This is a genomic window from Rhodococcus sp. YH3-3 (assembly GCF_001653035.1).
Lineage (GTDB): Bacteria > Actinomycetota > Actinomycetes > Mycobacteriales > Mycobacteriaceae > Rhodococcus_F > Rhodococcus_F qingshengii.
In genome coordinates this window covers 1-23,307 of record NZ_BCWH01000010.1, presented here as the reverse complement: position 1 = coordinate 23,307, position 23,307 = coordinate 1, and the positions used below count along the sequence as shown (strand labels likewise).

Annotated in this window: 22 protein-coding genes and 1 pseudogene; 19 read left to right on the top strand and 4 right to left on the bottom strand. The window is 60.8% G+C overall.

The window, feature by feature from the left end:
- Positions 1–112 precede the first annotated feature (112 nt).
- The 4 genes from YH3_RS34455 to YH3_RS34440 all read left to right on the top strand — a co-directional run bounded on the left by YH3_RS34455 (position 113) and on the right by YH3_RS34440 (position 3,817).
- Positions 113–472, top strand: a complete 360-nt coding sequence (locus YH3_RS34455) for a hypothetical protein (protein ID WP_238592799.1) — start codon at positions 113–115, stop codon at positions 470–472.
- A gap of 50 nt (positions 473–522) precedes the next feature.
- The gene (locus tag YH3_RS34450) at positions 523–1,620 is read left to right on the top strand and encodes a hypothetical protein (RefSeq protein ID WP_064445153.1); all 1,098 of its coding nucleotides are present in this window, start codon (positions 523–525) and stop codon (positions 1,618–1,620) included.
- Positions 1,617–2,753, top strand: a complete 1,137-nt coding sequence (locus YH3_RS34445) for a CaiB/BaiF CoA-transferase family protein (protein WP_064445152.1) — start codon at positions 1,617–1,619, stop codon at positions 2,751–2,753. Before YH3_RS34450 ends, YH3_RS34445 begins: the two co-directional genes overlap by 4 nt.
- A gap of 80 nt (positions 2,754–2,833) precedes the next feature.
- Positions 2,834–3,817 (top strand): nitronate monooxygenase family protein, encoded by a 984-nt coding sequence (locus YH3_RS34440; protein ID WP_064445151.1) that lies wholly within the window; start codon positions 2,834–2,836, stop codon positions 3,815–3,817.
- Here the strand turns inward: YH3_RS34440 and YH3_RS36375 are convergent, their stop codons facing one another.
- Entirely contained in the window at positions 3,818–3,994 is a 177-nt protein-coding gene (locus YH3_RS36375; RefSeq protein WP_156511704.1) for a hypothetical protein, read from the bottom strand.
- Positions 3,995–4,413: 419 nt separating this feature from the next.
- On the opposite strand from YH3_RS36375, the gene YH3_RS34430 reads away from it, so the two are divergent.
- Both YH3_RS34430 and YH3_RS34425 read left to right on the top strand, forming a co-directional pair.
- Entirely contained in the window at positions 4,414–5,430 is a 1,017-nt protein-coding gene (locus YH3_RS34430; protein ID WP_064445150.1) for a hypothetical protein, read from the top strand.
- 996 nt (positions 5,431–6,426) lie between these two features.
- Positions 6,427–7,596: an iron-containing alcohol dehydrogenase gene (locus YH3_RS34425; protein ID WP_024487884.1), complete on the top strand. Its 1,170-nt coding sequence runs from the start codon at positions 6,427–6,429 to the stop codon at positions 7,594–7,596.
- A 79-nt stretch (positions 7,597–7,675) separates the two neighbouring features.
- Here the strand turns inward: YH3_RS34425 and YH3_RS34420 are convergent, their stop codons facing one another.
- Positions 7,676–8,356: a TetR/AcrR family transcriptional regulator gene (locus YH3_RS34420; RefSeq protein ID WP_064445149.1), complete on the bottom strand. Its 681-nt coding sequence runs from the start codon at positions 8,354–8,356 to the stop codon at positions 7,676–7,678.
- Entirely contained in the window at positions 8,343–9,989 is a 1,647-nt protein-coding gene (locus tag YH3_RS34415; RefSeq protein WP_238592798.1) for a class I adenylate-forming enzyme family protein, read from the bottom strand. Before YH3_RS34415 ends, YH3_RS34420 begins: the two co-directional genes overlap by 14 nt.
- 153 nt (positions 9,990–10,142) lie before the next feature.
- On the opposite strand from YH3_RS34415, the gene YH3_RS34410 reads away from it, so the two are divergent.
- The 10 genes from YH3_RS34410 (at position 10,143) to YH3_RS34365 (ending at position 19,425) form a co-directional block, all read left to right on the top strand.
- On the top strand, positions 10,143–12,092 hold the full coding sequence (locus YH3_RS34410; RefSeq protein WP_064445148.1) for an NAD(P)/FAD-dependent oxidoreductase: 1,950 nt from the start codon (positions 10,143–10,145) through the stop codon (positions 12,090–12,092).
- A 2-nt stretch (positions 12,093–12,094) separates the two neighbouring features.
- Positions 12,095–13,285 (top strand): CaiB/BaiF CoA-transferase family protein, encoded by a 1,191-nt coding sequence (locus tag YH3_RS34405; RefSeq protein ID WP_064445147.1) that lies wholly within the window; start codon positions 12,095–12,097, stop codon positions 13,283–13,285.
- 40 nt (positions 13,286–13,325) lie between these two features.
- Positions 13,326–13,979 (top strand): TetR/AcrR family transcriptional regulator, encoded by a 654-nt coding sequence (locus YH3_RS34400; protein WP_020971347.1) that lies wholly within the window; start codon positions 13,326–13,328, stop codon positions 13,977–13,979.
- Positions 13,980–14,057: 78 nt separating this feature from the next.
- Entirely contained in the window at positions 14,058–14,963 is a 906-nt protein-coding gene (locus YH3_RS34395) for a metal-dependent hydrolase (RefSeq protein WP_064445146.1), read from the top strand.
- Positions 14,960–16,096, top strand: a complete 1,137-nt coding sequence (locus YH3_RS34390) for a PDR/VanB family oxidoreductase (protein WP_064445145.1) — start codon at positions 14,960–14,962, stop codon at positions 16,094–16,096. The genes YH3_RS34395 and YH3_RS34390 overlap by 4 nt, the downstream gene beginning before the upstream one ends.
- Positions 16,097–16,104: 8 nt before the next feature.
- On the top strand, positions 16,105–16,539 hold the full coding sequence (locus tag YH3_RS34385; RefSeq protein WP_238592797.1) for a limonene-1,2-epoxide hydrolase family protein: 435 nt from the start codon (positions 16,105–16,107) through the stop codon (positions 16,537–16,539).
- A 191-nt stretch (positions 16,540–16,730) separates the two neighbouring features.
- A complete protein-coding gene (locus tag YH3_RS34380; RefSeq protein ID WP_054188352.1) occupies positions 16,731–16,910 on the top strand; it encodes a hypothetical protein in 180 nt (59 codons plus the stop codon).
- Positions 16,911–16,964: 54 nt separating this feature from the next.
- Positions 16,965–17,252 (top strand): hypothetical protein, encoded by a 288-nt coding sequence (locus YH3_RS34375; RefSeq protein WP_154100419.1) that lies wholly within the window; start codon positions 16,965–16,967, stop codon positions 17,250–17,252.
- A gap of 38 nt (positions 17,253–17,290) precedes the next feature.
- A complete protein-coding gene (locus YH3_RS34370; RefSeq protein ID WP_064445142.1) occupies positions 17,291–17,818 on the top strand; it encodes an AAA family ATPase in 528 nt (175 codons plus the stop codon).
- Positions 17,819–19,152: 1,334 nt separating this feature from the next.
- Positions 19,153–19,425 carry a hypothetical protein gene (locus YH3_RS34365; protein ID WP_020971353.1) on the top strand — a complete coding sequence of 91 codons (273 nt, stop codon included), beginning with the start codon at positions 19,153–19,155 and terminating at the stop codon, positions 19,423–19,425.
- Positions 19,426–19,753: 328 nt separating this feature from the next.
- Here the strand turns inward: YH3_RS34365 and YH3_RS34360 are convergent, their stop codons facing one another.
- On the bottom strand, positions 19,754–20,050 hold the full coding sequence (locus YH3_RS34360) for a putative quinol monooxygenase (RefSeq protein ID WP_007735559.1): 297 nt from the start codon (positions 20,048–20,050) through the stop codon (positions 19,754–19,756).
- Between the two features lie 350 nt (positions 20,051–20,400).
- Here YH3_RS34360 and YH3_RS34355 point away from each other — a divergent pair, with 350 nt between their 5' ends.
- The 3 genes and pseudogenes from YH3_RS34355 to YH3_RS34345 all read left to right on the top strand — a co-directional run bounded on the left by YH3_RS34355 (position 20,401) and on the right by YH3_RS34345 (position 22,167).
- Positions 20,401–21,540 carry a glutathione-independent formaldehyde dehydrogenase gene (locus YH3_RS34355; RefSeq protein WP_007735558.1) on the top strand — a complete coding sequence of 380 codons (1,140 nt, stop codon included), beginning with the start codon at positions 20,401–20,403 and terminating at the stop codon, positions 21,538–21,540.
- Positions 21,541–21,625: 85 nt separating this feature from the next.
- A pseudogene (locus YH3_RS34350) lies at positions 21,626–21,757 on the top strand (DJ-1/PfpI family protein); the annotation flags it as partial.
- Positions 21,754–22,167: a heme-binding protein gene (locus tag YH3_RS34345; RefSeq protein WP_054188355.1), complete on the top strand. Its 414-nt coding sequence runs from the start codon at positions 21,754–21,756 to the stop codon at positions 22,165–22,167. The pseudogene YH3_RS34350 and the gene YH3_RS34345, both read left to right, overlap by 4 nt.
- Positions 22,168–23,307: the final 1,140 nt, after the last annotated feature.

Here is a 23,307-nt window from a genome sequence, read left to right as displayed (position 1 = left end):
AAACTGTCCCTATACGGGGTCAGCTCCTATCCCAACTACCGATTAGGGCGACATAGATGCCGCCGTTCTCACCGCTGCCAGCCAGGCCGTATTCGATGCTCAAGGAATTCCGATGACGGCGATTACAGAAGTAGACCCGGTGGGCTCTGACGGCGTGAGTTCATACGGCCTGGGCACGGTGCTCGTCACGACAGCCACATTCGCTGAATCCGATGCTGCTGCCCCCGTGTGTGCGGCGCTCGAGGCCGCAGCAGGGTGGATAGCCGATCCTGCGAACGAGCAAGCAGGAGCTCAACTTCTCACCGAGCGAATGAATGTTCCTGCTGACAAAGCCAACCAGGTGTGGGCTTCGCAGAAGAGTCTCTGGCCTGTGCAGATTTCGGCCGACCGATGGACCCAGAACGTCAGATGGGTGAACAACCAGACCTCGGGCAAGTCCGACGCAGACGTTCCTTTCGACCCCCTCTGCTGACCAACGCCCCATACACAATCCAGTTCGTCTACCACGAAAGAGAAGAAAAGATGACACAACTCGCTGACCAGTCAACACAATCCGAGTCCCAGCACGATCGCCGGCAGCTCACCGAGGCTTGGTCTGCAGTCACCGACAGCCTTGCGACATTCGGTTCGACAGCTGCCGCTACCGGATCGCTGCTGGACAGCGCCGAAGGTGTACGGCACGCACTTCGCCTGTTCGGATATCTCGCCGAGATGAACATCGAGCGCCAAGACGTGCTCCGGCCTGAACTCTTCACCCTGATGTCACCGATGCGAAAGTTCTGGGGAGACGGCATCGACGTCGACTACTGGACTGCGATGATCGACCCCAACGAGACATATCGCATTCACGGTAACCGTGGCACAGTGCCCTACGTCGCCGTCCTCGCCAATCGTGTGGGCGCGTCTGGGACCGACCGGGTCGCCGACAACATCGTCATCGACGACAAGGTGTGTGACGCGGACGGCAACTTCGAGATCTTCGTCGCACAAGAGCTGGAGGGGCGCAGCGGTATTCGGCTGGATGAGCGCTGCTTCGACGTTGTAGTGCGTGTGTATCACAAGACGCGTAACGCGGAGATCGATCCCGTTCTCCACATCGAGCGCCTCGGTCCGCCGCCTGGTGCACGCCCCGATCTCGACACGGCGTGGCTGGCCCAGCGCCTCACGAAACTTGCTCGTGGCATGGACGTGAGCCTTCGACGCAGTCTTCAGCTCATCGAAACACTCAGTCAGTCTCCCAACGCGATTCGCGTGACCTCGGAGCAACGAGGGTGGGGAGACTTCTACGGCACCAGCTCCAACCAATACATTGCCGGCTGGTGGTCACTGAAAGACGCTACTGCCGTGGATATTACATTTACTCTCCCGGACTGCACCTACTTCGGAGTGATGCTGTACAACCACTGGTTCGAGTCCTTCGAGTACCGCGACCACACCGTCAACCTCAACGACGCACACTTCGAGCGCAATGACGATGGAACCGTGACAATCCGAATCGGGGGAGCAGAAGGAGACAGAAATCGATTGAACCCCTGCAACCACACCGAAGGCATCTTGTTGGCGCGCTGCCTGGAGCCCGCTGAGGATGTCACTTCGCCTCATGTGGAGATCATTCGATGACCGACGAAGTAGACCTGCCGTTGGCAGGTGTCCGAGTAGTGGAGATCGGTCAACTGATCGCAATACCCAGCGCCGGGCAGCAGTTGTCCGATCTCGGCGCCGAGGTCATCAAGCTCGAGCCTCCAGGTGGTGAACCGGCCCGACAAATCGACGCCGACTACGCGCGCGGCATCTTCTACGGGTACAACCGTGGAAAGCGTTCAATCTGCCTCGACCTCAAAGACTCCGCCGATCTGCAGCGAGCTCGGGATCTGATCGCATCGAGTGACATCTTGCTGCACAATCTTCGCCCGGGAACCCTCGATCGATTGGGATTCTCCTCTGCCGAACTCCAACGCCTGCGACCGGAAATCATCGCCGTCTCGGTGAGCGGGTACGGGGCGGAAGGCCCGTCCGCTACCCGCGCCGGGCTCGACATCGCTGCGCAAGCAGAGAGCGGACTGATGTCGGTGACGGGCGAGGCTGACGGCCCACCGCAACGTGTGGGCGCACCGGTCATAGACCATGCAACGAGCTATGTCGTCGCGCAGGCGGCACTGGCAGCGCTACTTCGACGTGAGCGCACCGGCAAAGGATCGTCCGTCCGAGTCTCCCTGCTGGACGTCGCAATCCACTTGCAGACCGCCAACTGGATCGAGTGGCAGGTATCCGGAAAGCCCATGAGTCGCAAAGGGAACGGACAACCAAGCGTCGCACCGGCGGCAGACGTCTTTCGCGCCGTCGACGGCGAGCTGGTGATCAGCGGATACCAACCGCAAGCCTGGATTGAACTGTGCAAGGCGATCGACCTACCCGAGTTGGCCGACGACCCGAGGTTCATCACCAACGCGCTGCGCGTGGAAAACCGTGTTGACCTCGTCGCCACGATCGAGAAGCAGCTTTGCCATCGCAGCGCCGCTGAGGCAGTAGAGCATCTCACTGCGGCCGGAGTGGTTGCCGCAGTTGTGCGTGACTACGACCAGGTAATTTGCGCCGACGATGTGATTGCGAACCGTACCTTCATCCCCGGCACCAACGAACATGGCGAACAGTATTTGACGCCTGCCATGCCCTATCGCGCCGAACCTCCGATGGCACGAACTGAACTTTCACAGGTTCCGGCCTTGAACGAGTGGACAACATCGACGCGCTGAATGCGCCGTTCGGGTCGAAATTGACTTTGCACCAACGTAACTGACAAACAGATAGCCATGCACCATCGAGGAGATGTCCAGTGCTGACCACCGCATTTACCGAGACATTCGGAGTTCGCCACCCAATCGTGCAGGGCGACATGCAATGGGTGGGGAGAGCAGAACTCGTAGCGGCAGTTGCAAACGCCGGCGCGCTCGGCATGCTCACTGCCCTGACACAGCCGACACCTGACGATCTTGCCCGAGAAATATCCCGAACGCGCGAGCTCACCGATCAACCTTTCGGGGTCAACCTCACAATCCTCCCGACGATCACACCTCCGCCCTACGATGAGTATCGCAACGTGATCATCGACTGCGGAGTGAAAGTCGTCGAGACAGCTGGATCGTCTCCCGCGCCCCATCTGCCGCACTTTCACGGCGCAGGCATCAAGGTTCTCCACAAGTGCACCAGCGTCCGCCACGCGGTCAAAGCCCAAGTCCTCGGCGTCGACGGCATCAGCATCGACGGGTTCGAATGTGCCGGGCATCCAGGGGAAGACGACGTACCGGGTCTCGTCCTCATCGCTGCAGCAGCAGAGCGGATCAGCATTCCCATGATCGCGTCCGGTGGATTTGCCGATGGGCGAGGATTAGTGGCGGCCCTCGCGCTCGGCGCCGACGGCATCAACATGGGTACCCGGTTCATGTGCACCGAGGAGTCTCCGATTCACCGCAACATCAAAGAGGCGATAGTCGCTGCCTCGGAGGTCGACACGGAACTGATTTTCAGGTCACTACGCAATACCGCACGGGTAGCACGCAACAGCATCAGCCGAGAAGTTGTCGAAATTCTCTCCAGTGGTGGCAAATTCGAAGACGTTCGACATCTTGTTGCCGGTGCGCGGGGCAGAGCGGTGTTCGACAGCGGCGACCAGGAGGCTGGCATCTGGACGGCTGGGACTGTGCAAGGATTGATTCACGACATCCCCACAGTGGGTGAATTGGTGGAACGAATTGTCACAGAGGCCGAAGCACTGATTGCCGGACGGCTTACCGGCCTCCTGGACCCGGTCAGCGCCTGACTACGTCCGAACCCGCTGAGCGCTACAGTCGGCCAGTCCTTCGCGCATGACCCCTGCCGTTGCGCTCGTCGACCCGCATGCCGCCGATACCTCGTCCTCGATGCGTCGTGCGGTGACGGTGAGCTCTTCGCGATCGCCTCGCGGCTTGTCATCGCCGTTCGATCGTTTCGGGTGCATCCGGACGATCATTGACGTCAGGACGAGGAAAGGAGGTGTACTCCGAATTGCTTGCGGTCATCAGAGTAACAACCGCAAGGTTTCGATCGGCACCGAACACGATCTACTCGACGTTGTGGCCATGGGGCTACCAAAACATCACCGTCGGCCCACAGCAGCTCCCCCCATTACGTCCCCCGACATTTCTTGGCTTCGACTGCATACAGCAAGGACGAGAGCCCGGCGCGCCCGTCCCGACTGTGCGATCGTCGAAGTCGTCTCACAACCCTTTCAAGGCACCTAGTCCCTATGGCGCTACGATCCCCGCAACAATCTTGCGCTTGACCGAATACTGAAGTCCCACGAGCCCGATAGCGTTCGCGATAGAATCCGATATTTCGCTCGCATCGTCCGGGGCACACCGAAGGGGAATCAAGAGCATGCATGCGGTACCGACCCGGAGGGCGAAATTCGTTGCAGCGGGATTGATCATCGCTGTGGCTACTGCTGGTGCTATCGGTGTATCGAAGATCTTCGCTGCACGCCCATCCTCTGCGAATATCGAAGAGACCATCACGAAAGCGGAACGTGGACGGCACAATCCAGCGTGTGAACCCATCCCGTCGAGGCCCGATGCAGCTACGTTGCGTCGCTCTTCTGACGCGTCGGTTCGTTTGACGAACGTGGTACAGACTGCTGCGCAGCTCTTGCGAGTCAACGGAGCGGCTTGGGGGCCCCAAGTCGCTGTCGGTACTGAGCTATCCATTGATGAAGCTTTCGAGAACGCCGGTTCGATTCCCGGAGATGCGATAGTCGCAGAAGCGGAGTGGCTTCGTCAGGCGCAACGAGATGGACTCTACGACGACGCAGATCGTTCGCTCGATTCGCTTGTCCGACACATCGAGTCGACAACCATCACGGACGTCGACCTCGGCAGCCATCTGGGGCCGAATTGGCCCGCAGTAATCGATGTCGTCGGGACTGTCGCCGCGATCGGGTTCGAGGAGTACGTGAGCAAGGTGCGCGCGTCACCCCCGATGAGAGCAGCTGACGCGCTCGACCTTCGATCCGCGTTGCGGGAGAACACGGTAGCCCTCGGCCTGGAGGCGGAATGGGACGGTGCTCAGGAGTTGGTCGCTCTCTACTTTCAAGGATGCACTTCGGCCGCGCTGAGCCGGCGAGAAGCGAACCTTTCGGTCGAGGATTACATCCATGATTGGGACCTGGCGGAGGCTCTGGCACGCGACGCCGTAGCTGCTGCTTTCGCAGCAGATCTCACGAGCAACGAGAACCGTGGACGAGTCGAGATCTTGGCACGAGGTCTTCAAATCATCCAGGCGCCAGACGAATTGGGTCCGAACGATCGGTTGACCCGATCCGTGGATCCGAACGAAAACTTGCATCCGGACGAGGTCGCGCTTCTCGAACTGGAAGATCCATTGATCGAGGGCGAGTGACACGACCAGGGCCTCCGGCGAGGGTGGCACGGCAAGCAGAAAAGGCGGTTGCCGATGTGACACCGCGCTCTTAGAACCGAAGTGACGCAACATCATCGTGATCTGCTCTTCGGGGCCCCTTGCTCACGCAGATAACGCAGCACCTCCTTTCGATACGCAGGTAATCGAACCCCGAAATCATGTCCTCGAGCTGACGGTCCATCCAGTCGAAAAAACAGTTCGCGTCGTACGACAGCAGCGGATTTACCGTGGGTATGCCCAGTCTCGAAGCCCCAGCAGAAGCAGAGGGTCTCGACTAACTTTGCCGGACCGACTGCAATGGTCAGCTTCGGCGGAGTGAATCTCGGAAGAAGAACCTTCGTCCCCGATATGCAAAGTCTCTTTGCAGCGGGATCGGCCCGCGGCACGCCTCGCGATAATTGTTCACCTCAGTGCCGCTGTTCCGACCAAGGCGAGTTCGAGGCGTTTCTCCACGGCGAAGTCGATGCATGCCGCGCCGTCGACACCATGCACCTGAGTGTCGGGAAGGGTGCCGCACTGGATTCGGCGTCCGTCACCAGAGTGTCAGTGATGACTACAGCCCCAGTACTCAACCCAGGCGTCATCACGCAGCTGTTCCCGAAATTAGGCAATCGGCGGTTAGGTGATTCGACCTTTTGGGGATCGAATCCACCGTAACCGATTCTCGCCCTCCACTGGAGATGCAACGGCGCGCCGCCGAGAGCCATGAAGATTTCTGAAAAACTGCAGATCAAGTCAGTATTGACGCCCACGGACTAACCTCGCCCTCTGGTTCCGCTGGCCAAAAGACAAACGATTGTGGCGTGCGCCACAAATCTCCTATAGGGTAACCACTGTTAGCCTGCGACGGGGTGCGAGACATTTCCCAGCGCCGGATCCACGCTCTATCCCACTCCTGAACAGACCGAGCGAGAGCTGAGCGCTCTTGACGACGTCGTGGTGGATTGAGGATCAAGAAAGAAAGATGGTATTGCCGTGCAGTCATCACTTGTCTCTCTGCCGTCCATGGAGAGAGTCCGCATTGGCGCTCCGGTCGCGGAGGCCGCGGCCCAGGAAGCAGAGTTGCTCGGGGCGAACCGAGTCTTCGTCGTATGTAGCGGGACGCTCAACTCGCAGACCGACGAGATCGCTCGGGTGATCGAGGCATTGGGTGATCGATTCGTGGGACTGTTCGATGCGGTTCGACCTCATGTACCGCGCGAAGACGTCATTGCTGCCACCCGAGTTGCTGCCGACGCCGATCCGGACATGCTGTTGTGCGTGGGCGGCGGATCGGCGACGGACCTGGCGAAGATCCTTGCAATCACTCTGGAGCACGGAGTTCGCGAAGCATCACAAATGGACGCCTACCACCTGCAGGTCAATCCCGACACATCGGTGACCGCCCCCACCTTCTCCGCCCCGAAGATCCCGGTAGTGGTGGCGCCCACGACCCTGGCGGGAGGTGAGTTCAACGCGTTGGCCGGGTCGACGGATGAGACGAGCAACGTCAAAGAGGGTTACTTGCATCCGGCGATGACCCCGAAGGCTGTCATCCTCGATCCTGCACTCACGCTGCACACTCCGGAGTGGCTGTGGCTGTCGACCGGGGTTCGCGCACTGGACCACGCCTTCGAGACCCTGGGCTCACTCGAATCGAACGGGTACTACGACGGGATGGCGATGAATGCCATACGACTGCTCTCCGAAGGACTCGTCCGAGTGAAGGAGAACACCGACGACGTGGATGCGCGGCTGATGTGCCAGGTCGGTGCGTGGTCGTCAATGGTCGCGATCGTCGCAGGCCTCGACATGGGCGTCAGCCATGCCGTCGGGCATGCACTCGGCGGTTCGTTCAACGTCCCACACGGGTACACCTCCTGCGTCATGGCGCCCTTCGCGCTCGAGTACAACCGCGAAGTCAACGAGCATCGCCAGGCGCTGATCAGTGCGTCCTTGGGTGCGCCGCAAACGCCCGCACACGAGTTGGCGGACTCGCTCATCCGGCGGCTCGGCATGCCGAGATCGCTGGGAGAAGTCGGGCTGACCGAAAACGACCTCCCCAGTCTGGCTACGTACACGTTCAAGGACATCTGGTGCGGGACCAATCCGAACCCCATCGCGAATCCGGATGCTTTGGTTCCTTTGTTGCGGCGGGCACTCTGATCGAGCTCGAAAACAAGTGATCCCCCTCCACGTCGGGTGGAGGGGGATCACTTGTTTTCGGGCTGAACGGGCGTAACCGTCAGCTGGGCGTACCGCCGTTACCACTCTGCGTTCCGGGACGGTGACGGAGAATTCCGACGACGATGTAATCCACGTAGGTTGCCACCAGCGCCTCGATATCGTGGTCGTCTCGAAGCCACCAGCTCACGCCATTCATGAGGTCGAGCACCGCAACAGCCGCACGCTGTGGGTCGGCGATCTCGAACTCTCCGGCGCGGACCCCGGCAGCAATCACATCGCGCACACGCCTCTGGTAGTACTTGCGGTACTCGAGCACCCTCATACGGTGTTCGTCGGTAAGCGCCGAGATCTCTCGTAGGCTTACCAGATGCTCGACCCTGTTCATCGCCAAATACCGCAGATGAACATCGATCAGCGAGGTGAGTCGCTCGACCGGAGTTCCAGTCTCGTCGAGGACAAGTAGATGCTCCTCGACCGGGTCCCGGGTCATCTTGAGCGCGATCGCGTAGAGGATCTCCTCTTTCGAGGTGAAGTGGTTGTAGAGGCTCGCGCCCTTGATTCCCACCGAATCTGCGATGCCACGCATGCCTGCCGAGTGGTAGCCCTGATCAGCGAAGTATTCGGCCGCCGCGGCCAGTATGTCGTCACGTCTGCTTGGGAGCCCTTCAAGCCGTGATCGACCGGATCCGGGTGTCGCGCTGCTGGCAGGATCGATGTTCAGCGTTTCAGTCCTTTGCATACAGGCGGCGTAGTTCTCTCTTGAGCAGCTTCCCCTGAGGGTCCGTGGGCAGCTCATCCACAATCTTGATCGCCTTTGGAACCTTATAGCCTGCGAGCACGGTCTTGCAGTGGTCTCGCAACTCCTGGCCGGTGAGGTCGCTGCCGTCTATGACGATGACGAAGCCTGTGACCGCCTCGGACCAGTATTCGTCCGGAAGTCCCACGACGGCGGCGCGCGACACCTCGGGGTGGGCTTGTAGTACGCGCTCGACCTCCTGCGAGGACACGTTGTAGCCGCCCGTCTTGATCATGTCCTTGCTGCGATCGAGGAAGAACATGTTGCCCTCCGAATCGCGACGTACGATGTCGCCGGTGTGGACCCAACCACCGTCGAGGACAGCGGCGGTCTTCTCGGGATCCTTGTAGTAACCCAGCATCACCGACGGCGTGCGACAGAGGAGTTCACCTCGCTCTGCTTCATTTCCGTCGGCATCGACCACCTTGACCTCGAGATGGCCTACAGGCTTGCCGATCCAGGTCGGATCCTGATCGGGAATGTCCTCGAGTCGCTTGAACCAGCCGACGGAGCCCAACTGCGTCAACTCGGACTGACCCCAGTAGGTGCCCCACACCGATGCGGGCGCCGCGTGGTGCCATGCGTCCACCGTTCGCGGCGAGACCTGACCTCCATAGGTCAGGCAGCGCTGGATGGTCCCGACAGTCTCAGGACCGAAGTCAGGATGATCTGCGAGCGAGATGAAGAACGTCGGGGTTTGAGCCAGGACGGTGATCTGCTCCGCTTTGATCATGTGCAAAGCGTCGGCAGGCGCGAGGCTGGCCGGGAGCACGAGCGTCGCTCCCAATAGCAGGAGCGAGGTCAGGGAGCCGATTCCGGCAATGGTGTGGAATGGCATGACGTAGAGCCAGACGTCATCGTCCAGGCATCGCAGTCCCCACGTGTACGCAGGTGCGGTGGAGACCAGGTAGTTGCGATGCGGCAGCATGACGCCCTTCGGAGCCGCCTCGGTTCCACTGGTGTACACAATCATTGCGAGATCGTGCTCGTCGACATCGCAATCCGGCTCTGTCGGCGACGAGGACTCGAGGAGTTGATCGAAGCAGTGACCGCCGAACTCGTCCGTGCTGTCGAGAACAACTATTTCGGGGCGGGTACCGAGTCCCGCCAGCGCTACTTCCAGTACCGGCAGGAATTCCGCGGCCACGACCACAACCGCGGGCTCGAGGTGCCCGATCTGTTGAGCCACTTCGTTCGGTCCGAAAAGGACATTGATGCCGGAGTACACCGCCCCTATTTTGAGAGCACCGTAGTAGGCGACTATCGACTCCACGCGATTGCGGGCCATCACGGCGACCCGGTCACCGCGGGAAACACCGAGTCCGAGGAACATGTGGGATGCCCGGTTGGCATCCTGATTGAGCGCACCGTAGGTGGTCACGGTGCGTCGACCACCTGGGGCATACGACACGATCGCCGGCTTCGAGTATCGACTCTGCGAGTGGCGGCGTAGCTGGTCGCCCAACGTCGCTCGCCCTAGCGGTGACGACTGGGTCGCTGTGAGGGATCGGACAAGCGGACCTGAACTCCGTCGCACATCAGTGGCATCCGATTCGACACTTGTCGACAGATCCATGGTTCCTCAACTTCCTGAATGCTTACCGCGGTTAGTATGATGTGGCTCATACTGTCATCGGCATCCACGCGGGTCAAGCAGAGTTTCCAAGCAACAATGGGAATATCGAAATCACACTTGGTTGTGTCGCTAACCGCTGTTAGCCTGCATGACATGACTATCGTCACTGACCTGGACCGTGACCACCTGCGTTCGGCGGTGTTACGGGGCAACGTTCCGACCATGCTCGCCGTGTTGCTGGAGCTGACCGCCGATGAGCGGTGGGTGGCACCCCGCTATCAACCCACGCGCAGTCGGGGCATGGATGACAACTCCACGGGAGGACTTCCGGAGGAAGTTCAGTCCGAAATCCGGAGCGCGTTGATCGACGCAGTGGAACGCTGGTGGACGCTGGACGAGCCGTCCCGGCGGACGCTGGACAGCTCGGAAGTCGAGCGAATCCTCAACTTCACCTGCAGCGAGACCGTGCCGCCGGACTTCGCGCCGATGATGGCGGAGATAGTCAATGGTCCGCAGATCAAGCCTGCCACCGCCGAGTGCGACGAGCGACTCCACGCCATCGTGATCGGAGCCGGCATCGCGGGGATGCTGGCCTCCGTCGAGCTCACCCGCGCTGGAATCCCTCACGTGATCCTGGAGAAGAACGACGACGTCGGCGGATCATGGTGGGAGAACCGCTATCCGGGCGCCGGAGTTGATACACCGAGCCACCTTTACTCGATCTCGTCGTTCCCTCGTAACTGGTCGACCCACTTCGGCAAGCGCGACGAGGTTCAGGGATATCTCGAGGACTTTGCGGAGGCCAACGACATCCGGCGCAATGTCCGCTTCCGCCATGAGGTGACGCGCGCCGAGTTCGAGGAGTCGAAACAGAGTTGGCGTGTGTCCGTCCAGCGACCAGGTGAGGCGCCGGAGACCCTCGAGGCTCCCATCCTGATCAGCGCGGTCGGTCTGCTCAATCGTCCCAAGATCCCGCATCTACCGGGAATCGAGACCTTCCGTGGTCGCCTCTTCCACTCCGCCGAGTGGCCGAACGAGCTCGACGATCCCGAGTCGCTCCGCGGAAAGCGAGTGGGCATCGTCGGTACCGGAGCCAGTGCTATGCAGATCGGCCCGGCCATCGCGGATCGTGTCGGATCGCTGACGATCTTCCAGCGCTCACCACAGTGGATCGCACCGAACGACGACTACTTCACGACCATCGACGACGGCGTCCACTGGCTGATGGACAACATCCCCGGCTATCGCGAGTGGTACCGGGCGCGTCTGTCGTGGATCTTCAACGACAAGGTGTACTCGTCCCTCCAGGTCGACCCCGACTGGCCAGAGCCGAGCGCCTCGATCAATGCGACCAACCATGGTCATCGCAAGTTCTACGAACGCTATCTCCGCGATCAGCTGGGTGATCGAACAGATCTGATCGAGGCATCTCTTCCGGACTATCCACCCTTTGGTAAGCGAATGCTGCTGGACAATGGCTGGTTCACGATGCTTCGTAAGCCCGACGTCACACTGGTGCCCCACGGAGTCGACGCCCTGACACCTTCTGGACTCGTCGACACGAACGGCGTCGAGCACCAGCTGGACGTCATTGTCATGGCGACGGGTTTCCACAGTGTGCGCGTTCTTTACCCGATGGACATCGTCGGTCGATCCGGCCGGTCCACCGGAGAAATCTGGGGCGAGCACGACGCGCGCGCCTACCTGGGAATCACAGTTCCTGACTTCCCCAATTTCTTCGTCATGACCGGACCGAACACCGGCCTGGGACATGGGGGGAGCTTCATCACGATCCTGGAATGTCAGGTCCGCTACATCATGGATGCCTTGAAGTTGATGCAATCGGAAAACCTCGGCGCGATGGAGTGCCGGGCCGAGGTCAACGATCGATACAACGAGGCCGTCGACCGACAGCACGCACAGATGGTCTGGACCCATCCGGCAATGGAGAACTGGTACCGAAACCCGGACGGTCGCGTCGTGTCGGTCCTTCCGTGGCGGATCAACGACTACTGGGCCATGACCTACCGAGTCGACCCGGCAGATTTTCGTACCGAGCCGGCACGCTCCGAGTCGGTCCCGACTCCGACCGCGCGAGGGTGATCATGCAGGAAGAAGCCACCGGCGGAGTGCACGGCGGGCCGCTGTCGGGTATCCGGGTCATTGAAATGGAGGCCATAGGGCCGCTACTGCACGCCGGTCTGATGTTGGCAGATCTTGGCGCCGATGTCGTGCGCATCGTGCGCCCCATCTCGATGGGAGCAGATGACGGAATCGACGATGCGAATGCGGGGATGCTCCGGGGGCGGACCGAACTCACTGCAGATCTGACCAAGACCGAAGATCTCGCCAAGGTGCGCAGGCTGATCGGCCGAGCGGACGTCCTGATGGAGGGCTCTCGGCCCGGCACGATGGAGAAGCTCGGCCTGGGCTCCGAGATCTGCCTGCAGGACAATCCGGGGCTGATCTACGGCCGAATGAGTGGCTGGGGCCAGAAGGGACCGATGGCCCGAGAAGCCGGGCACGACCTGAACTACCTTGCGCTTTCGGGCGCGCTCGAACAGCTCGGACCGGCTTCCGGGCCGCCGTCACCGCCGCTGAACTACGTCGGGAACTTCGGCGGCGGATCGATGTTCCTGCTCGTAGGAGTACTTGCCGCGCTGCACGAAAGAGAACGCACTGGCCGAGGCCAGGTGGTGGATACAGCGATGGTCGACGGCGCCAGTTCGTTGACTGCGCTCGTCCGATCGTGGCAGCATGCCGGCCGCTGGTCAGCCCGTCGTGGAACCAACCTCCTCGACGGATCTGCCCCGTTCTACCGCGCGTACGAGTGCGCAGACCACAGGTACATGGCGGTAGGGGCCCTCGAAGACGTGTACTACGACCGCTTCGTGTTCGGACTCGGATTGGATCCCGCCTCGTTGCCGAATCGCTGGGACCAATCGAACTGGGACGACTTGTCCGAACGCTTCGGCAGAACCTTCGCCACACACGATCGCGACGCCTGGGTCGAGGTCTTCGACGGCCTGAACGCTTGTGTCACACCCGTGCTCACACTCCACGAGGCAACACTCCACGACCATGCAATACAGCGGACGGCCTTCGTCGATGCAGGAGGCTTTTCGATGCCCTCCGCCGCACCACGGCTGGACTCGTCACAGGGAGCAGCCCCACCACGGAGAAACGACGAACTGGACGCAACCGTGTCGCGATGGGAGATTGCCTCAGAGCACCACGGGGGCAATTCCACTCGACATCGGTCCACTCGCATGGCGGTTGGTCCACAGACGTGGTGAGCGAGAGAACCGATGGCGCCAGGCGGGCTACGATTTCGGTATGCGCAGGCTGGCTGGATCGTTCGATCGCGACCTCCCCGGGTTGCCGCGTGGCCGCGGCCGACTGGCTGTGGACGAGGTCCAAGACGCGCAACGCGATCGCATTCTGCGTGCGGTGATCTCGTCGACGGCGGAGAAGGGGATCGCCTCGACCACGATCGCCGACGTCGTCGGGCGTGCCAGGGTGTCTCGTCAAGCTTTCTACAAGCAGTTCGAGAGCAAAGAAGCGTGCTTGATCGCGGCGATCGACGCCGGCATCGAGGTGATCGTCTCCAACATCACCTCGACACAAAGCTCGACCGCCAATTTATCTCTACACGAACAGCTTTCGGCTGTCATCGAGAAGTATCTCGAGACGTGTTCGTCCGAACCGGAGTTCGTACGAGCCTGGGTGGTGGACCTACCTGTGGCCGGCCCGGCCGGGGTGGCGAAGCGCAACGAGTACGTGGAACTGCTCGCCGATGCATTGCTCGTCGGCTACTCGTCCAAGTCTTCAGAAGCCCCGGGGCGTGAAGTGTTTCTCGCGGCGATCGGCGGTTGCAACGAGTTGTTCTACCGCCAGGTGGTTGACGGGTCGAATTCGTACATGAATCTTCATGCGCCGATCATGTCCTTCCTTGAACGGGTACTGGATCTCTCGTCCAACCCTTCGTAGTCCGGTGTTGACAAGCCAAGGGTAGATCGCCATGCTCATTCATAAGTACTGCTGCGTACTTATGAATGAGGAGTGGTCATGCGAATTACGAGTGGACTGACACAGAGTCCGATCGCACCGCCCGGCCGGGTAGCGATCCGTCCGCGGCGAGTCGATTTCGACTGGGAGAAAGCGCCTTTGGTGTGGTTGCCGAACGAGCCGATCGCCTCATACCTCCTCAGCTCGATGAACCTCGTCATCCCGGAGGGCGAACGGATGATGATCCAGGCCTTCGAGCAGGCCCTCCCGGACGTGCACGACGAGAAGCTTCGCGAGGACATGCTCGGTTTCATGGGTCAAGAACTGCTGCACGCAGAGGCGCATGACGAGGTCATGAATCAGGTGTTCACACGGCACGGGATCGACCCGGCCCCGTTCAACCGCCAGATGCAGTATTTCTTCCGTAGAACTTTGGGCGTCGGTGACGACCCCGATCCGCGGGCCATCCGGCAGCGTCTGATCGAGCGTCTCGGGATTTGCGCGTCTTCGGAGCATATGTTCGCGTTCGTGGGCGACTGGGCGTTGAACGCGGACTTGGAGAAATTCGGCGCGGATCCGCAGATGCTTGACCTCTATCGGTGGCATGGGGCCGAAGAGGTCGAGCATCGTGCCGTGGCACACGAGGTCGCCACGTACTTCGGAGTCGGCTACTTTCGCCGCTGTATCTCCATGATCATCACGTGGCCAATCTTTTTGGGGTGGTTGCTCCGTGCTGCGATGTATCTGAGTCGCAACGACCCCAACACGCCGAACATCGGTTATCCACGATTGCTACTGGAATTCGTCCGCGCCGGACGCCGCGGACTGGTGCCTGGTGTATCGAAATGGTTCTGGAGCGGTGTGTCGACGTTCGTGCCGGGATTTCACCCCGACGGTGTGGGGTCCACCGCCCAGGCCCTCGCCTACGTCGCGCAATCGCCAGCGGCCAAGCGGGTCAACACATGACACCCAACGCGCCCGAACTCACACAGCGGTGGCCGGCCCCCCGCGAGATCCCGGTCGACCTACGTCGCGGCAAGCGCCGCGACTCGATTCTGCGCATTCTGGATGTCCTGGTCTCCACGCAGGTCAAGTTGGCGGTCTTGATTCATCGCGACGAGCCACCGGAAAACCGGATCGACGAGTACAAGACAACGCTCACGGTGTCGGAGCGCACGACGGTGGCCACCGACAACGACGTGGTCAGTCTCGAACTGCGAGCACCTGACGGCAGCGACCTCGAACGGTGGTATCCCGGGGCACACCTCGACCTGTACCTGCCCTCGGGACGGGTACGTCAGTACTCGCTGTGCGGCGATCCCGCCGATCGACGCTGCTACCGGATCGCGGTACGCCGGATTCCTGATGGTGGCGGCGGATCGAACGAGGTCCACGACGAGTTGCCAGTCGGTACCGTCGTCGGCGTTCGCGGTCCACGCAACGCATTCGGGTTCGTCGAACCCGGGCGAATCGAGCGCGCGAAGCGCGTTCACTTCGTGGCGGGTGGCATCGGCATCACACCGATACTGCCGATGGTCCGCGAGGCGGAGCGCATGGGCCTGGATTGGTCGCTGATGTACGTCGGTCGCGAGCGCCGCACACTACCGTTCCTCGAGGAATTGTCGCCGTTTGGTGATCGGGTCACCATCCGCACCGACGACGAATACGGCCTACCCGCAGCGAATGATCTTCTCCCGCCGAATGTCCGCAGCGGCGACGCGATCTACTGTTGCGGTCCGGTCCCGATGCTGGACCTGATCACAGCTAGTGTGCGCAACGAGCCCGGTGTGGAAGTGCACGCCGAACGCTTCTCCGCCGCACCGGTCGTCGATGGACGACCCTTCCGCATCCAACTGGCTCGCACCGGTCAGGTCATCGATGTCGCCGCCGACCAGACCGCACTGGACGCGGTGCTGCGTGTGAACCCGAAAGCCCCCTATTCATGTCGTCAGGGCTTCTGCGGCACCTGCATGGTCCACGTCAGCGACGGCGACGTCGATCATCGTGACAATTCGTTGAGCCCAGCCGAGCGCGCCGCCGGCAAGATGCTCCTGTGCGTTTCGCGGAGCAACAGTCCCTGCCTGACGGTCACCACATGAATCCACCGATGAGAAAACACAATTCCCGACGACCGGAGTACCTGTTGAACGACGATCAACTGACATCGCGGGTGGTGGACCTGCTGATCGCACTGGAGGAAATGGACGCCGATGCCGTGCGCGCACTCGTCGATCCCGACATCGAATGGCGCAACACCGGCCTGCCCAGCGTGCGTGGAAGCAAACGCGTCGAACGGGCGCTCACGATCGTCTCTCGCCTGATCACCAGGTACGAGGTCGTGGAAGTGCTCACGATGACCACCGACCACAACACCGTGTCCTCCCGGCGACGAGAGATCATCCGCATCGGATGGTTTGCCATGCACCTCGACGTAGACGGCCACTACACATTCGCAAACGGCCTGCTTCGCATTTGGGACGACCGCTTCTCCTACCGCCGACTGCTCCGCGGATTGCGATTCGGCCCAACCACCCGAACCTGAGGTAGCGACGTTTTGTGTCGCATTTTGCCGGGGAGTCCTCACCAGATGCTGAAATCTCCCCCTGCAGCTTCTCGACTGCATCCTCGGTTCAGGAGTTCGGCCGCTGGTGCGGAGAACTCTCGCCGAGTCTACGTTCGCGCATGTGACGAGCTCGTTGTTCCTTTGGACTGCAACGGGATTGGATACCGCTGATGGATGCTCGACAATTGTTCGCTCTCGGTGCACACGACACCGGGATGTTGTCGCTGGCCTTGCAGCTGACCCCGCTGTGTCTCGGCGCCGAGGATGCGGAGCAGTACGTCTTTGTTCGCGCCGCCAATGCCACCGCGGTCCTCAGCCTTGCTCTGCTGTCCGCCGCGTTTGTCTTCTGACCGACGGCTGGATGACTTTCCGGGCGCAACATGTTCACGAATGAAGGAGTTTCGGTGAATCCACCCATAAACCACTACCGCCGGCGATCGGTGGAATCGATCCTCCTCGGCGGAGCCCTTGCAGCAGTGCTGCTCTCGGGATGCACGATCAGTTCAGCAGATCCCACTTCCGAGGGCAGGCAGTCGTCGAAGATGCCCACCGACTCCGAGCAGATCACCACGGTGATCCGATCTCACCTCGATACCCTCAGTACGACTCGACCGAGGTGCAACGAGAATTGGTGGCGGGTCGGGGCATCCAGGGGTCGGTATCGAGCCGGCGGTCGACGGGTGCTCAACTGACGGGTAGTTCCGTAACTTTCTTCGAGAGGGCCCCACTAATGCGTATTGGAGTATCCGGCCCGCACGGGACCGGCAAGAGCACGCTGGTCGACGAGTTGTGTGGCCGCCTCGCGGGACACATTCGGGTCGATGAACCGTATTTCGTGCTCGAAGAGGAGGGGCGCGAGTTCGAGTTTCCACCCTCGGCTGATGATTACCGTGCGCAGCTTCGTCGTTCACTGCGATTGCTGACTACACCTTCTTCTGGTGTTGTATTCGATCGCACGCCGCTCGACTTCCTGGCGTACTTGTCGGCGTGTGGTGTCGATCCGGAGGCAGAAATTGAGGCGGCGATTGTGAGGTCCGCGCTACGTACTCTCGACGTGCTGGTCGTGGTGCCGATTACCGTCGAAACAGTGCAGAAGTTGCCTGCGGTGGGGATGCCGGAGCTGCAGCGCGCGGTGAACGACGCGTTGCTGGATTTGGTGTACGCCGATCCGATGCAGGTGTGTGACTCCCTGGTAGTTGTCGAGCTTGACGGCCCACTCCGTGGTCGGGTCGACACGGTTCTCTCGGCTTTGCAGTGACACCGGAATCGTCGAGCTGGGTGCGTTCGAAAGATGCTGGCACTGATCGTTACTCGTGGTGATCGACCTGGCGAAACTTCGATTTGTGGGCTGGCCGGTCTCTAAAATCGCAAGGGATGTACGTCTTCTCGGGTGAGCTGGTGCTGACGCCCCTTCAGTTTGCCGCCCCGCAGAGCGCTGCTCACCAACGCGCGTTCCCGGGCTCACTCTCTGGCGGAAGGTATCGAAAACAGGCATCTCGTGGCTCAGAGTGAATTCTGAGAGCCGGTTGTCCTGGCAATTCTCGCGAAACCGAGGAAACGGAGTCCAGCGTGACAGTCGCCGCGTACCCATCCTTTCTGTTGCGATTCTCGCTACGGTCGCACTTGTCGTGGCCGGATGTTCGTCGGGCTCCGAGACTGATTCGACAAACACCGTAACCGCTCGGCAGCCGCCCAACATCGACATAATCGCTGGTGCTCGCCCCGAATCCCACCATGACCGATTCTTGTCCAACCTTCAGGCGATGGCGGCTGTAGATTCCGATCTATTTGTCAGATCAACCTGCGACTTTCGAAAAACTACGCGACAGTTGGCGCTGAAATTCCGGGCAAAGATGGCCTTTTCGACAGCTGAGAACAATCCACCAGCAGTCGGTCAACACTGCCCCTCTCCCTGGACTCGACGGGATGAAACCGTTAGCAACAGAGCTACGAACGAGGCACGGGGTGTCAGGATTCACCAGTGTGTCGAGGACCGGGAGTGACTGCCGACGGAAACTGTTGACTAGGTTCGAACCTTTCCAGCACCAGGCACCGACCCGACAGGTGACCTATCGCCATGGTTCTGTGGCAACAGGTGTGGCCGCGACTTCCCACGAGCATTCCGAGCGCTCCAAGGGGCACCAACCACCCCTTACATACTTTGCCAGCGGAGATCGTCCATGTCGTTTCCAACCTCAGCCATCGTTGATGCCAACAAACACCTACTGGCGCTTTGCAACAACGGCAACATGATATGGTCGGCAACCAACAAAACCGCACACAACGAGATCGCATCAAACGGCGAACAGCTAACGACTGCAACAATATTCAGTCCACGGCAATCCGGGCTCACACCGCTCCGACGCCAACCACACGGGGACGCGGCATCACCGCTTTTCAATCCTGAAACAGCCACCCGAAAACCACCCCCTCACTTAGGGTGTCGGTTTGTCCAACAAGAACACGGACAAACCGCGGCAGGTCGAACTCATCGGTTCGCCGCCGGGATGTTGACGTACTCGATCGACCGGCCGTGTAGTGGGGAGTCTTCACCTTCCCGATCGGAATCGGGCTTGCAGTCAGTACCTATGGATGGCGCTGGGAGGAAAGCGATTCCGGACCGTCGGTATCGCAGCGACTGCAGAAATTTTCGCCGTCAACCGCATCCGGGACCTCAACGAGGGCCAAGACACCGCCGAACTGACCGTCCGTATCAGCGGCCCGGGTTTGGACACGTTCGACGCTGACTGCGAGGCGCCCAAAGGTAACGTGCCACCCCAGGTCGGTGACCGGCGCACGGTGATGGTGAATCCATCCGACCTCACCTTTGCCATCGTCTATGACCATCTTTTCCAACAGGACTAGCACCAATCGTCCTTGCTCGATGATCCGTGGTGCTCCACTAAGCCCTCCTCCAAGAACAAGGAGTCCTACTTCACTCCAGGAAGGTCACCTCAAACTCGAGACACTTTGCAATGAAACGAGTTTGAAATGCTCTTCCTACACGGGTAGCGAGTTGACTCGACTGAGTCCCTGCTCGTGATCTACCGATACCTGGGTGGAAGCGAGCGACGGACAGTACGCCACAGCCGCGCACGCCGGCAAAGCTACCGTGATTCGGGTATGGCTGTGGCACAACTGTATTCACAACCGAATGTGACCGGCATCGACAAGACATTTTCCAGTCGGTTGTTCAGACTTTTTCAGCGAGAACGTCGAGGTAGCTGATTTCGGGCGGCGCGGCGAAGAGTTCGTCGGCGCGTTCGCCGAGGGCCTTGCCGACCGGACCATTGAGATGTGTCTCGCGGGCAACTTGGTCCGGGAATGCGTCGATGATGCCGAACGACGAGGGCCCGAACCGCACCGCGAACCAGGGTTTCGTGCCGGGCTCCTGCTCGACGAGCGGCAGTGCCGATCGGAGGAATTCCTCGACCGCTTCTTCCTTGCCGGGCTTCGCTTCAAGTCGGACCAGCAGCGCCTTGGTGGCCATATCGGATCTCCTCTTCGAGGTGGTGAACACTGTCAAGCATCACACCATCCATCGGTTAATGGAAGGTACCCAAACCCACCGTTCGAGGAAACCGATCCCAACCCCCTAGCGATCGTGGAGCCGAAGGAGGAGACTCCATGGTAAGGGAATGCGATGCCTGGATGCAGCCGCAGTTGCGTCGATGGCAGGAAAAATGTTGGTGCGCCGACATTTTGGTGCGGTCTTCACTTCTGCGCGCCGTGGACCTTCCCCGAACAGCACGATTCATTCGGTCGGTCGCTCACGCGTGGACGCCTGCGGCCGACGAGATCAACCGGAAAGCCGCAGCTACAAGACAAGGGAGTGCCGCGATGAAAGCGCTTGTATACGACGGGCCTCGAGAGGTCCACGTCAAGGACGTGCCCGATGCGCGGATCGAGAATCCGACAGATGTGCTGGTGAAGATCACGAGCACCAACATCTGCGGGTCGGATCTACACATGTACGAAGGCCGCACCGATCTGGAGCCCGGAATGGTCCTCGGTCACGAAAACTTGGGCATCGTCGCCGAAGTCGGCAGTGCAGTGGTCAAAGTATCGCCAGGGGATCGAGTGTGCTTGCCGTTCAACATCGGCTGCGGCTTCTGCCGAAACTGCGAGGAAGGGTTGACCGCATTCTGCCTGACGGTGCACCCCGATCCGAAGATGGCCGGCGCTGCATTCGGTTTCGCGGGGATGGGTCCGTTCTGGGGCGGACAGGCGGAATATCTGCGAGTGCCGTTCGGCGACTTCAACTGTCTGCGACTGCCCGAGGATGCCCAGGACAAGGAAACCGACTACGTGATGCTGTCGGACATCTTCCCGACCGGATGGCATTGCACCCGCCTGGCCGACATGCAACCCGGCGATTCGATGGTGGTCTACGGCGCTGGCCCAGTCGGTTTGATGGCCGCGTATTCAGCGATGATCCAGGGAGCGAGCAAGGTGATGATCGTCGACCGTCACCCCGACCGGCTACGCCTGGCCGAAGAGATCGGCGTCGTCCCCATCGACGACTCGAAGGGCGACCCCGTCGAGCAGGTCCTCGAGCAGACCAACGGGAAAGGCGCAGACAAGGGGTGCGAGTGCGTCGGCTATCAGGCACACGACCCGCAAGGCCACGAGGACGCCGCCATGACGATGAACCGGCTCGTGGATTCGGTGCGCTTCACCGGCCACATCGGGGTGGTCGGCATCTTCCTTCCCCAGGACCAGAACGGCCCCGACGAACTCGAGCGCAACGGCAAGATCGCCTTCGACATGGGCAAATTCTGGTTCAAGGGCCAGAAGATCGGCACCGGACAAGCGAACGTCAAACACTACAACCGGCAACTGCGCGACCTCATCCACGAAGACCGGGCAAAGCCCTCCTGGATCATCTCCCACGAACTCCCGCTCGCCGAAGCCGAATCCGGCTACCAGCACTTCGACGCTCGCGACGACGGCTGGACCAAAGTCGTCCTGCATCCCTGACACGGCCAGAACCGAGAGGAGCACAACGATGCCAATTCCACTGCAGGGCAAGCAGATAGCGATATCGACTGCCGACGGGGCCGGAGGAGTAGAAGTCGTAGACGAACAGGTCGCGATCGACGGGAACCTGATCTCGAGCCGCTCGCCCGACGACCTTCCTGCGTTCCGTCAGGCCATCGTCGAGCAGTTCGCGAAGCTCGGGGCAGGTGCGTCATGACCGTGAACCAGACCTCGGTGTCCCTCGACGATGCGCAGCGGATCATCGCCGCAGGACAGGCCAAAGCCACCGAGATCGAGTCGCCGTCGAACATTGCGGTGGTCGATGCCGGCGGCAACCTCGTGGCTCACGTGCGAATGGACGGTGCCTGGATCGCCAGCATCGACATCTCGATCAACAAGGCGTTCACCGCGCGGGCATTAGACGTCTCGACCGAGGACCTCGCGGCCAACGCGGGCCCGGGCGAGCAGTTCTACGGGATACACGCCTCCAACGGCGGACACATCATGATCTTCACAGGCGGTGTGCCTCTGCGGCACAACGGCCAGGTCGTGGGCGCTGTCGGCGTCAGCGGCGGCACCGGGGAGCAGGACAAGACCGTCGCCGAGGCGGCCGTGGCGGCGCTGTGAGCTCTGTTTCATCCGCGCGTCAGGTGAATTGACGCCGGCCAAGCCCGCTCGGCGAAACCGAATCCGGCTACCAGCATTTCGACGCTCACGACGACGGTTGGACCAAAGTCGTACTGCATCCCTGAGGCGGCTCCGAGCCGAGACGAACACAACCACGGCCAGACCTGGCACACCTGCGCCACCACGGGGGCGAGAGCAAACCGACCCCTCGATCGAAATCCTGCCAAAGGATGTAGCACAGGAATAGACGAGAACCACGTAAGTCCCGTAGTGATGGTGGCCGAAACATGTTGAATTGCAATAGCTCCCGCCTGAGCGGTCTGTTGACCAGCCACAGAACGGGACGTTGAACCGTGCAGCACGCGGGTGTGCGCCACCTACTCGCAACCAATTGGAACCGACCAGTAGTGGCTCATTACCTTTCTGTCACAAGGAGATTCGATAGAACTACAATGAATCTCGTCCGGGTTCAACGGAGCTGCTGTTCACTGACTGTGACGATCTTTCGCAAAGGGAGTTCTCCTTTTGCATGCGCTGCGGTAGTGTGGACGTACCGCAGTAGCGGCCGACACTCGAGTTTTCGTGTCGAAGCCGATACTCGGAGTTTCATGCGATGGCCGCTTCGATCGGGTTCCGGCGGGCATCTTCGATCAAGGGCAGGTGTGGTCGCCACTGCCCCGTTGCGCCCCGCCCATCAGGCGAATGTTGTTGACGCCCTTTAGGTGGACGAAAAGACTCATCATGGCTGGGTGGTTCGTGAGCTCAACCGGTTGACCGGCGGTCGGGCCCTGTCAGTACACACAGGCCCGGCGAACCCCACAACATCAACGCTGAGGGGCGTGATGTCAAAGCACAGTGGCGGAAACCCTTACCCTCGGCCGCTCACGAGCCTCACGCCCGCCATCCACGGATTGGTGTCGGGCGCCGTTATCGGCGCCCTGCTCGGTCTCCGTGACTTCACCCAATCCACTCGCCAAAACCAGGGAACTACGAAGTCCTTGCCGACATCGAGCGAAGTTGCGGGCGGAATCGCACTTGCTCAACGGCCGGGCCGATCGAAAGGAATTGAGTCATGACAACTGCTGTAGGCATCGACTTGGGCACAACCAACTCGGTCATCGCAAGCTGGCAAGGCGGCGA